Source organism: Amycolatopsis sp. NPDC098790, from assembly GCF_044759945.1.
Lineage (GTDB): Bacteria > Actinomycetota > Actinomycetes > Mycobacteriales > Pseudonocardiaceae > Amycolatopsis.
In genome coordinates this window covers 2831219-2842404 of the sequence record NZ_JBIWAI010000001.1, presented here as the reverse complement: position 1 = coordinate 2842404, position 11186 = coordinate 2831219, and the positions used below count along the sequence as shown (strand labels likewise).

10 protein-coding genes are annotated in these 11186 nt (G+C 67.3%); 4 read left to right on the top strand and 6 right to left on the bottom strand.

Going from position 1 to position 11186, the window contains the following annotated elements; all coding sequences use genetic code 11:
* Positions 1-976: 976 nt before the first annotated feature.
* The gene (ligD, locus tag ACIQWX_RS14150) at positions 977-3055 is read left to right on the top strand and encodes a DNA ligase D (protein ID WP_400869320.1); all 2079 of its coding nucleotides are present in this window, start codon (positions 977-979) and stop codon (positions 3053-3055) included.
* Positions 3056-3115: 60 nt separating this feature from the next.
* Here the strand turns inward: ligD and ACIQWX_RS14145 are convergent, their stop codons facing one another.
* On the bottom strand, positions 3116-3544 hold the full coding sequence (locus ACIQWX_RS14145; protein WP_400869318.1) for a hypothetical protein: 429 nt from the start codon (positions 3542-3544) through the stop codon (positions 3116-3118).
* A 168-nt stretch (positions 3545-3712) separates the two neighbouring features.
* Between ACIQWX_RS14145 and ACIQWX_RS14140 the strand changes: the two genes are divergently transcribed.
* A complete protein-coding gene (locus ACIQWX_RS14140) occupies positions 3713-3961 on the top strand; it encodes a hypothetical protein (RefSeq protein ID WP_400869316.1) in 249 nt (82 codons plus the stop codon).
* A gap of 74 nt (positions 3962-4035) precedes the next feature.
* Here ACIQWX_RS14140 and ACIQWX_RS14135 read toward each other — a convergent pair whose 3' ends face one another.
* Together ACIQWX_RS14135 and ACIQWX_RS14130 are read right to left on the bottom strand one after the other, a co-directional pair.
* Positions 4036-4848, bottom strand: a complete 813-nt coding sequence (locus ACIQWX_RS14135; RefSeq protein WP_400869314.1) for an SAM-dependent methyltransferase — start codon at positions 4846-4848, stop codon at positions 4036-4038.
* A 129-nt stretch (positions 4849-4977) separates the two neighbouring features.
* A complete protein-coding gene (locus ACIQWX_RS14130; protein WP_400869312.1) occupies positions 4978-5730 on the bottom strand; it encodes an ANTAR domain-containing response regulator in 753 nt (250 codons plus the stop codon).
* 847 nt (positions 5731-6577) lie between these two features.
* On the opposite strand from ACIQWX_RS14130, the gene ACIQWX_RS14125 reads away from it, so the two are divergent.
* A complete protein-coding gene (locus tag ACIQWX_RS14125; protein WP_400869310.1) occupies positions 6578-6988 on the top strand; it encodes an STAS domain-containing protein in 411 nt (136 codons plus the stop codon).
* Between the two features lie 306 nt (positions 6989-7294).
* Here the strand turns inward: ACIQWX_RS14125 and ACIQWX_RS14120 are convergent, their stop codons facing one another.
* The 3 genes from ACIQWX_RS14120 to ACIQWX_RS14110 all read right to left on the bottom strand — a co-directional run bounded on the left by ACIQWX_RS14120 (position 7295) and on the right by ACIQWX_RS14110 (position 9540).
* The gene (locus ACIQWX_RS14120; RefSeq protein WP_400869308.1) at positions 7295-7588 is read right to left on the bottom strand and encodes an isoamylase; all 294 of its coding nucleotides are present in this window, start codon (positions 7586-7588) and stop codon (positions 7295-7297) included.
* A 221-nt stretch (positions 7589-7809) separates the two neighbouring features.
* Positions 7810-8082, bottom strand: a complete 273-nt coding sequence (locus ACIQWX_RS14115; protein ID WP_400869306.1) for a DUF1883 domain-containing protein — start codon at positions 8080-8082, stop codon at positions 7810-7812.
* Positions 8083-9168: 1086 nt separating this feature from the next.
* Positions 9169-9540: a hypothetical protein gene (locus ACIQWX_RS14110; RefSeq protein WP_400869304.1), complete on the bottom strand. Its 372-nt coding sequence runs from the start codon at positions 9538-9540 to the stop codon at positions 9169-9171.
* A 791-nt stretch (positions 9541-10331) separates the two neighbouring features.
* Here ACIQWX_RS14110 and ACIQWX_RS14105 point away from each other — a divergent pair.
* Positions 10332-11162, top strand: a complete 831-nt coding sequence (locus ACIQWX_RS14105) for an SAM-dependent methyltransferase (protein WP_400869302.1) — start codon at positions 10332-10334, stop codon at positions 11160-11162.
* Positions 11163-11186: the final 24 nt, after the last annotated feature.

Below are 11186 nucleotides of genomic sequence, written 5' to 3'. Positions count from 1 at the left end.
CCCGGGCGCCGGGCACCTCGCCATGTACGACGTTCCCGACCTGCTCGCCGACACCATCCACGAGTGGGTCGCCCGAGCGCGAGCGGCGTGACGTGTAGGCCGTCGAAGACGGGCGGCCCCGTGGACGAGCAGATGGCGTCCAGAGTGCCATCGGCGTCAGCAACTCGGCGGTCGGACTGTCATCCGCAGCGACGGCCACTGGCCTACGGCTCGCTCGCCGCCGTTACCTCTTTCTTAACCTGACCTGCGGGTTGTGGTCACCAGGCCAGCATGATCCCCGTTCTAGCAAGTGCGGTCCATAGCACAGGCATCTCCCCAAACGCGCGAGCGCTTGCCGCCGGTCAAGCTATGTCGGTGGGATAGGCTCCTGTTGTTGCAGTGCAACACGATCTTCAGGGGTGCCCGCCGATCCCTGGACTCGGCGACCAAGAGCCTGGAAACTTCGTGGTTGTCGCAGTCGGCACCCCTGAGGAGCTGGATCGCCGACGGGGTGTGGCATTGGGCGAAATTTTTCGCTCGATGCCACACTTCGGTTCCGCATCGTTTCGTGCGTGTCGATCTGATTGGCCGCCGCACCGCGCCTCGGGTTCGGGATGCGTCGTCGGCAAATTAACTGGACGACCTGGCCGCCCGGCTCGACCGAAGACCATGCATTGGGCGACCAGGTCAGCGAGCAAGGCAACCTATCCACAGGGTTGTCCACACCGGCCCTCGCGGTTGTGGACGGCCGGCAGGTTCGGGCTGTCAATCCAAGTTCGCCCTCAACGAGCGACAGCGTTCGACATCGTGGAGGAGCTGTTTCTTTTCGGCGATCAGCCAGGACCGTCGGCGACGGGCAGCGAGCTGCAGCGTAGAGCGCTCAACCTCATACCTACTGTCACCGATCAGGGTGTTGACCAGCGCAAACACGGCACAATTGGGCCAGTCGGGTTACCGTCGAGCCAGGCGACGATCCCTCGACCTCGGGAGGCCGGCCATGGCTGCGCGTGCCTCCTCTGACGTGCCCGACTGGGTCACGCCGATGCTGGCCAAGCCCGACGGCGGCCAGCTACGAGCTGGTGCCGAGTGGGCATACGAGTACAAGCTGGACGGCTACCGGGCGTGCATGCAGATCGCCCCGGACGGCACCACCTTGCTCACCAGCCGCAACGGGATCGACTTCACACACGAGTTCGCCGACCTCGCCGGCATCCTCGCCCCCGCACTCGACGGCCAGGCCGCGGTGCTCGACGGCGAGATCGTCGTCTACAACGACGCCGGGCAGATCGACTTCGGGCTGCTGCAGGAACGCCGCGGCCGCTACCAGACCCACCGCAGCTCTCCGCGGCGCGACCAGCCCTTTGACGACGTTCCGATCCGGTTCCTCGCCTTCGACCTGCTACAACTCGGCAGCACATCGCTGCTGCGTCAGCCCTACGAAGAACGACGCGGCTTGCTGGCCGGCCTGGAGATGCCCGACCCGTACCGGATCTCGGTCGTCCGGCAGTTCACCTTCACCGATCTGGCCGCCGATCGCCGCACCCCTCGGGATCTGCTCGACCATGTCGCCGCCACCGGACATGAAGGGCTCGTCGCCAAGCGCTTGAGCGCCCCGTACGTGCCGGGCAAGCGCCCGGACTACTGGTGCAAGCACGCCTTGATCCAGACCACCGAGGTGATCATCTGCGGGTGGCGGCCGGGGCAGAACCGGCTGTCAGGCAACCTCGGTGGGCTGCTGCTCGGTGGCCACGACCCCGATACCGGCGACCTGGTCTACATCGGTGACGTCGGCACCGGCTTCAGCGAAGCCGAGCGCGCCCGCCTGCTGGCTCAGCTTGAACAGCTCGAGCAGCGCAAGCACCCGTTCGCGGCCACACCGCCGCGGGAGGACACCGCCCGCGCCCACTGGGTCAGGCCCGAGCTGGTCGGCGAGGTCGTCTATCGCCAGTTCACCCGCGGCGCCGGACGGCTGCGCCACACCGCCTGGCGTGGCCTGCGCGACGACCGTGCACCCGACGAGGTGCGCGCCCCGCGCGTCCGCGAACGCGTCGCCGCCGAGGCCACACCGGCTCCTACCACCAGCCGGACGAACGCCGCGCGGAAGCGCTCGTCCACCGCCTCGGCCGCGAAAGCGTCGGCTGCGCCGACGCCGCCGATCGGGAAGAAGATTCCCGTGCAGGCAGGGAAACGGCGCCTCACCTTGTCCAATCTGGACAAGCCGCTCTACCCGGACGGGTTCACCAAGGGCGAGGTGATCAACTACTACTCCCGCATCGCCGAGATTCTGCTGCCGCAGCTGGCGGGCCGGCCGGTGACGTTCATCCGGTTTCCCGACGGTGTCGGCGGGCAGCAGTTCTTCGAGAAGAACGTCCCCAACGGCGCCCCCGACTGGCTGCCCACGGTCCGGCTGCCCAGTACCGGCAGCCGCTCCGGCCGCGGCGACGGCGAGATCGAGTACGCCCTGCTCGACGAACTCGCCGCCCTGGTGTGGGCGGCGAACATGGCCGCCCTCGAACTGCACGTCCCGCAATGGCGCGTCGATGCCGACGGTCACCGGCTGCCACCGGATCTGCTGGTGTTCGACCTCGATCCCGGCCCCGGCACGTCGATCGTGCACTGCTGCCGGGTTGCCGAGCGGCTGCGCGAGGTCCTGTGCGACGACGGGCTGACTCCGTTCGCGAAAACTTCTGGCTCGAAGGGTATGCAGCTTTACGCCGCGATCGACACCGACGATCCCGCCGCGCCGTCTGCCTACGCCAAGAAGCTCGCGCAACGCCTCGCCCGGGAAACACCCGACTCGGTCACCGCCGTGATGGCGAAGACCCAGCGCACCAACCGCGTGTTCATCGACTGGTCGCAGAACAACCCCGCCAAAACCACCGTCGCCCCATACTCGTTGCGCGGCCGCGACCACCCCACCGTGTCGACTCCGCTGAGGTGGGACGAAGTGGAAACGTGCCGGCACGCCAGCCAGCTGGTGTTCACCGCCGACGACGTCCTCGACCGCGTCGGCGACCACGGCGACCTCCTGCTCCCCCTGCCCGAGAAACGCGCCCCACTGGTCAAACCGGCATAGCCACCCGGCCACCGGGCCCTCTGGGCCGCGGCTAGCTGCGCTCGTCGGGGCAGCTGCGGTTCATGAAATCCGCGAGGTGATACCGCAACTCGGCGAGGTGGCTGTAGCTCGCCTCGATCCACCGGCAGCTGGCGTGCACGCCGGGCCCGGTACGTGAAGCCAACCATGCTCCACCACCGGTTCACGCCAGCACCCCAGATCCAGATCGCCGTGCTGGACGTGGTCGAAATACAGCGGCTCGCCCAGCACCTGATCCAACGCCGCGACGACCGACGCCACATCCGCGACCGGGATCGTGACACCACCCGGCGCCCGCTCCGGATCAACCACCGGCAGCTCGGCATCGTTCGCCGCTGCTCCACCAGCAGGAGCGGTCCCGCCACGGTGGACACAGTCGGCTGGTGCCACGCTGCGGAAACATGCGCTGTCGAGGAACACCTCCACCGACCAGGTCCCCATCTCCGGAGTCGGCTCCAACACCACACCCACACCCCCTGCTTCTCCGCCCCCGAGTCTCCCCACCACACGTGAGCTCATCCGGCGAACTGCGTAACACCACCCGAACGAGTGCTGCACCGGCAGCAGCGACCGCGCACGCTGGGAAAGAACAGGGCAGGCACGCGACACCATCGTCGAACCCGACGGGAAGTGTGGACGATGACCAGCGAACGACAGGTACGGCTACGCCTGGAGCACCGCACGATCTCCGATGCCGCGTGCAACCCGCGAGACGCGCTCAGCTACCCCGGCATCACCATCGAACGTGTCGAAAACGACGACGTCGTCGAGCAAACCTGGATACCGCTGGGAACGGCCCCGGACTACGCCGACGACGAAGCACTCATCGCCGCGTGGCACGCCGCCGTGCAATGGAGCCGCTCCTACACCGACAGCCATCCGACCTAGGAGCGCGAACGCAGGGGCCGCGCCACCAACCGGCGACCGCGCAGCACCACGCGCCTGATCGACAGGGTTGCGCGTCAGGTGAGGACGCCGACGCCGGCGTACAGGCCGTCGTCGTGCGGATCGACCACGGCGCTCACCCGGTCCGGGCGCCAGTTCGCGCTCGTCGTGAGCCCCGGTTCGACCAGGTCGAATCCGTCGAACAGCGCCAGGACTTCGGTGCGGGTGCGAGGAAAGATGTGGTCTTGGGTGGAACGCATGGTTTCAGCGACCCGCGGGTCGGCGAGCACGGCGAAGTCGTTGGTCAGGTGCGTGATAGCCAGGTGGCTGCCGGGGGCGAGCGCGTCGCGGTAGGTGGCGAACACGGCTGGGACGTCCGCAGCCGGGGGCAGGTAGTGCCCCAGGGCGACCGCGAGCAGCCCGACCGGCTGGGACAGGTCCAGCAGCGAACAGACCGGCTCGGAGCCCAGCACGTCGTGGGGTTGGGTGACGTCGGCTTGCACCACGTCGGCATGCGGGTTGTCGGCCAGCAGCAACTGGCTGTGGGTGACCGCGACCAGTTCGTAGTCGACGTAGACGACACGGGCCTCCGGGTCGATGTCTTGGGCGACTTCGTGGACGTTGCCGACGGTCGGGATGCCGGAGCCGAGGTCGAGGAACTGGCGGACGCCGGCCTCGAGCATGAACCGCACCGCGCGGCGCAGGAACGCGCGGTTGCGTCGAGCGACCTGTGCGACCTGTGGCTGGATGGCGCTGAGCCGCTCGGCCACGGTGCGGTCGGCGGCCAGGTTGTGCGCGCCGCCGAGCAGGTAGTCATAGATCCGCGCGACCGAGGGCGTGGCCCGGTCCACTTCGGCCGGGAGCCAGTCCGCGTCGTCGATCTCCGTCACCGTCGTCCTTCCGCCACGGAGAAATGCAATCTCACGCCAGTGCGATGCGCAAGCCGGGACGTGCAGCGACCTCGTCCGCGAAGAACGGCGGGGCAGCCTTGCCCTGCCGTTTCGCCTCCGCGTGGGCGATCAGGTTCCAGGCTGCAGCCTCGAGGATTGCTCGGTGATGACCCGGTGCACGAAGTCGGCGGCGACGTCACGGAGTTTGACGTTGGTGTTCTGCGACTGGGTGATCAGCCGTTGCATCGCGGCCTTCTCGTCAATCTTGTGGATGAGCATGAGCATGCCCTTGGCTTGCTCGATCACGCTGCGGTGGCGCATCGCGGCATGCAGGTTCTCGGCGAGGGTGTGGGCCTGCCGGTAGCGGCGGTCGGTCCGCAGGGCCGACTCGACGCTCAAGATGTACAGGCGCAAGGTGGTCGCGTCGAACTGCTGATAGCCGTGCGTTCCGAACCCGAACAGGTTCAGCGCGCCGCGTGCGCCGTCCTCGACCTGCAGCGGTGCGGCCAGGAAGCTGCCGACGCCATGTTCTTTGGCTTCTCGAACGAAGTCGGGCCAGCGTCCGCCGGCTTCGGCGATGGTGACGCGCACGACGTCCTCGATCCGGGCGGCGTCGAGGCAGGGCCCTTCCCCGGTGCTGTACTGGGTGCGGTCCAGCAGGACGGCTCGCTCGTCGGTGCTGGCCGCGGTGGTCGCACGGCCGTCGGTGAGGGTGGTGATGCTGGCCATGTCGGCGTCGGGCACCAGCCGTACCGCCTCGGCGCACACGGTGGTCAGGACGTCGTCGGTGTCCGGCGTGTGGTCGAAAAGTCCGGACAGTTCGGCGATGGTGGCGCCGAGCTCGTCGAGCCGGTGGGCGAGGTCGTCGTTGTCGGCTGCCACAGCGGGCGCCTCCGTCCCTGGACGGCGAGCGCCCGGGACGGCCTCGCCAGCGGTGTTGGGGGAAGACAACCGCTGGCCTTTCAACGGGGTCAGCAGAACCCTACAGCCCCGCCCGCAGAGATCGAAAAGTCGTGTTTGGCTCTTCAGCTGCCGGGTAATGGCAGGACACGGCCGGGAACTCCAGCGGGATGTTCCCGGCCGAGGTCTCGCCGGCTCCAGAAGAGAGGGCCGGCGGGACCGACCTCCAATCGGACTCCGGCATACTCGCCCGGTGACCGCACCGTTGCGCGACGTCGAGTTCCGATCTATCGATGCGCAACCGATGACTGATGCGTACCCGGGCTCGTGCGGACGTTCGGCAACGACAAGCTGGGGTGGATTGTGGCAGGCGCGTGCCGCCGTCCGAGCGAAGCCACCGGACGAGCGTCGTTCCCGCATCGGTTGTCGGCTAGGGTATCCGGTGGCTCGGCCATCCCCTCCCCCCTCGGTGGCCGAGCCCCTTCCTTTGCGGCCAGGCACCTTGCGAGGTCGTTATGGCGATCGCATTTGGGGTGTTCCGCGGCGCGATGGATGCCTCTGTCCTCTTGGTGGCGTGTCGCGCCCCCGATTGAGTGGTGCTGCAGTTGGGCACTTCCCATCATGTCCGGTGCCGCGCCGCGATGCGGTAGGCGGACAACCAGCGATGACGTCTCTGGCGGCCTGCTTGCAGTCACGGAGTGCGAGCCTCGCGCGATTCAACGCAGCAGCCGCCGAAACCCGTGGCCACGCCTGCCTTCGGCAGGCCGGCGGTGGTGAGACAGCCGACGCGATACCTCGGCCTTCCACCCGTTGGACGAGGAGGGACACCATGTTCTACTCCGTTGCCAACTGCACGGGCGCATGCGCCCTCACTCTTGGCCAGCGCACCCACATCCGGACGGTACCGACGTCGGACCACACCACCATCGCGGTCAGCGGCGATGTCGATCTGACTGTGACCGCCGAGCTGCATGACCAGCTGCACCAAGCCCTGCGCCAGCGTCCCGCATCGTTGCTCATCGACTTCGCTGATGTCGGATTCTGCTCAGCCGACGGGCTGTCGGTGTTGCTCGATCTCGTCACCACCGCCCACGCCGCCGATGTTCCAGTCGCGATCATCACCGGTCAGCACGCCGTGCTGCGCCCGATCCGCATGCTGGAACTGGACCACGTGCTGCCGCTGCACCGCGATCGCGTCGACGCCGAAGCCTGGCTGTCGCTCCTGACCCGACTACGCTGACCGAACCAATCGGCTCTCGCTTCCCAAGTCGCGACGACGAACTACCGTTGCCCTCGATCACTGCTGGTCACGTGCCCGGCGGCCCGTCCGAGAACGTCCTGCTCGCGCTTCTCGATCTCCTCGGTGTGGGTCACCGGCGTGCCGCCGACCGTCGGGTCGGACCCGGTGGCCGTTCGGTCGTCGCGCCGGCATTGGACGGAATCCGTCAGCGCTGGACTGCAGCGGCCCGCGCGGCACGGTCATCTGGTTGGTGACGTTCACCGTCTCCGGGGTCGGCACGCTACGGCACCGAGACGGACTCCACCGTCACGGCCGCGTCGCGCCGGGGTCGCTGACCCGGTCAAGCACGTCCGGATCATCGGGATCGTCGAACCAGTGGCCGTTCTCGCCGAGGTAGCGAAACTGGACCGCCACCCCGGCGGCGACCTCCACACTGGCGGAGCGGCGCCCCGTGGTCCGGGGTTCGAGGTGGTGCTGGCCAGGAGCCCAGTTGTTGAATGAGCCGACGACGCTGACCCGACCGGGCGGCTCGTCGGCGGGCAAACTGAAGACGATGCGCCTGGCGCCGTTCCCGTCACGGCCCTGACAAATCTTGATCACTCGGCGGCAGCCCTCTCGGTGGTGTCGGCGGAAGACCCGGACACTCGACGCTGAGCACGTCCATGATGCCATCGCGTGCCCGGGAAACGCACCCTCGCAAACTCGGTGATCACCCCATCGATAACCCGCGCGGCTCAGAGGCCGCGGCCTCGACCAACCGACACTTCCCGTGTCGGACACACCAAACGCGCATTGCTGCAGGTGGTCGCAAGGCGAGTGGCTCACGCGACGATCGTGACCTCGGCTTGGAAGCGACTCGCTGTCAAGCCTTCGGTGTCGACAGCGACGTACCAATGCCCATCGACTGGGATGGTGATGTCGAATGGCCGTATTGTCGCGACTCCGCCGATCATGCGGTAAGCGATTCTTTTCGTGTATGCGTCGATGTTGGCTTTCGTCATCAGCCGGACGTTCGCCATGACGTCCAGGTTGACCCGGACGGTGGTGGCTCTGCTCAGCCAGCCGAGATCGAACACTGTCACGTCTGATGCCATGGCAACCTCCGGGAAGACGAAAGTCCTCCTCCGCTCGGCTTTTTCAACCGGAGGCTGGGCGAAAGATCACGCCTCAATAGGGTCGAGTCCGCTGAATCCACTGTTACAGCACCGAACGAGTGGGGAATTCACGGTCGAGTACGGCCACGTCTTCGCCGGACACCATCGGTGCCTCTTGGGCGTGCCACGCTGCTGACCGCGAGTGGTTCGCCGGATCGGGACTCCGCGTTGGTCGACGACGGCCCACTAACACCGATCCATGCGCCCGCTCAGGGCGTGCAGTGCACCGCCGGTCGCCGGACAGCCGCTGTTTGACCGAGTCCTCGCGGATGGTGCTTGGACGCCGTCGGGCTGACCCGGTTCTTACCGGGTTACCGATCTTCGTGGTCAAGCTGCGCGGCTACGGTCCTGCGCACTCTTGAGCCGTCAAGTGTCGCGTGAGCCGGCATGAGGTCCCGTGGCATCTGCTGCCCGCGGCAGTGGTCGGAAGACTCGTACCGCGAGACGGCTCGCAGAGGCTCGACGAGGTCATGATCGGGTTCGGCCGTTCGCTCCCGGCTGCTACCGCAACGACGGCAGAAGGCGAGATGGTGCTCGGATGGACGACGCCTCGAACGAACCCGGCGCAGCCGCGGGCGAGTCCGCCCACCTCGCCGCCGAGCGCGTGAAACGAGCTTTGCCGACGACGAGCGGACTTCGCCCGCGGCGCTTTTGCTGACAGGGCTAGCGGATCGTCGGCGCGCGGCAGGCGCCGCACGCCAGCGTTGTCCAGTGTCGCGCTGCACGTGCGGTGGCGGAACTGGTGATTGCCGCGGTGAATGTGAGCTACCGGCCGGGAATGGGAGGAATCTTCTGCGAATATACCGATTCAGTCTCACAGGAGATGGGACCGGCGCACGTCACCAGGTGCGTGGCCGGTCCCACCCGTGCCGGCGTCACACGAGGTCGCGGCGTGCCCAGAACGGGGAACCGGAGTGTGCAGCTCGCTCCCTGTTCCGGGCACGCCCTACGACGCTCGTTCGCGACACCGGGTCCGCGCCGCGAGCCGGCTTCCGCACACACAACGGGCGGCCGCGGCGCGGAAACTCAGTTGCCCTGGCTCGTTCCGCCGTCGGCAACGGCACCCGAGGCGCAGTTGTACGGGTTCGCACCGTCGGCCTCGTTGGCACCCGGCGAGAGGATCGGCACGCCGATGCCGTTGAGCGAGTGCTGGATCGGGACCTGCACACCGAGCACGTTGACGTTGTTGCCGCAGATGCCCGGGGTGACGTTGACGTTGTGCAGCAGGTCGGTGTTGTTGAGGTTCAGCAGTCCGACCTGGCCGCTGTAGTCGTAGCCACCGTGGTGGTGACCGTAGTGGTGGCTGTGTCCGTCGGGCGTGTCGGCGGCGGCGACACCGCCGGCCAGAAACGCGCCCGCGGCCATCGTGGCCACGACGAAACCAACCTTTTTCAGCATGAATTCTCCTCGAAATATGCAGTCTTGATGGCCAAAGCGGCGGCGAGGTGTGTTCTCCGCTCCGTGCGATCAAAAGATACTGATGAACCGACTGCGACTTGGGATGCGACCCACCATCGTGTGGCCATGCCAAGCCTTTGACCGCAGAGCATATGCCCCATTCGAGTGCCCGTCCGCTTCGGAGCCACGACACCGAAGTCGCGTTCCTGAATCTCCGTGCCACTTACCCCGTTGTATCCACGGTGTTGCGCCGGGTACTCAGCGAATTCCGACGATTGGTTCATCGCCCGCTCGACGCGAAGGCTCTCATAGGTCACCGGAACAGAAGGGAAGGATGATCCATCGCGTCCCGCACTCACCGAAGAACAAGAACTTGACCGAGGCGCTCGGAGAAATCACCCCTGCACTGCAGGCCGAACCGGATGTCGACACCACATTGGCCGCGACCGTCAAAGCTGCGGTCGACCACGTCGACGGCGCACCCTGCGCCGAAATTTTACTCGCCCACCGTAACGGTCGGCTCCGCACAGTCGCAGTGAGACGCCGAGCGGTAGCCCATTTCTGTCACGGTACCGACCGGTGCGACGCTCGGTAACAGATTTTACACCCAGATGGCCGCACGCATCCGGGCACTCACCCTTCACCTGCCCCTCGAAACCACTGCCAGTGAAAACCGAGGCCCAGTGAACCATTCTTTCGTGTCACCAGTGAAGTGGTCACAGACGTTACCGAAGTTGCTAGGCTGCCTGCCTGCGCGAACTGCATTTTCCGAGATGCCGGAGGTTCTCGGCATGACACTCGCAACGCCGCCTGGCCTGTTCACCGCCCGGACGTGGCGGCTGCCGGTCGCCTCTCCGGCGCGGATCCACAACGCCGCGCACGGCGGCACCGACAACTACCAGCTCGACCGCGAAGCACTGGCCGCCCTGGAGCAGACCGCGCCGGGTTTCACCGAGCTGCTGCGCGCCACCCGCGCCTGGCACGTCCGGGTCGTGCGCCACCTCGCCACCAGCGGCATCGACCAGTTCCTCGATCTCGCCGCCGGCCTGCCCCACGCCCGCGAGAACACCCACCAGATCGCCCAACGCCACAACCGCGACGCCACCGTCGTCTACACCAACACCCACCCGCTGCTGCTCAGCTACGGCCGGGCGCTGCTGGAGGACAACGACGCCACCCACATCGTGTGCGGCGATCACCTCGATCCGCACCGGCTGCTCGACAGCGAACAGCTGTGGTCAGTCTTGGATCCGCGCCGCCCGGTCGCGGTGCTGATGACCCGCGGCGTCCAACACGAACTCGACGACCACCGCCTCGGCGCGGCACTGGCCGGATACCGCACCCTGCTGGCACCCGGATCGGTGCTGGCGCTCAGCGGCTGGGTCCGGCCGGCCCAGGACCGCGGCGTGGCGCGGTCGGTCGAGCAGGTATGGCACGCCCATGCCGGTCGGCGCGTCCGGTGCCGCACCGTCTCCGAGCTGCATCGGCTGTTCGACGGCTACGACGTCCTCGATCCCGGTTTGGGCCCGGTGCAGGAGTGGTGGCCCGACGGGCCCCAGCTGCGCCCGGGCGGTGTGGCGATGAGCCTCAGCCATGGAGGAGTCGGCATCACCGCAGCCTGACCTCGCGTGGCGTGGAGCACCGAA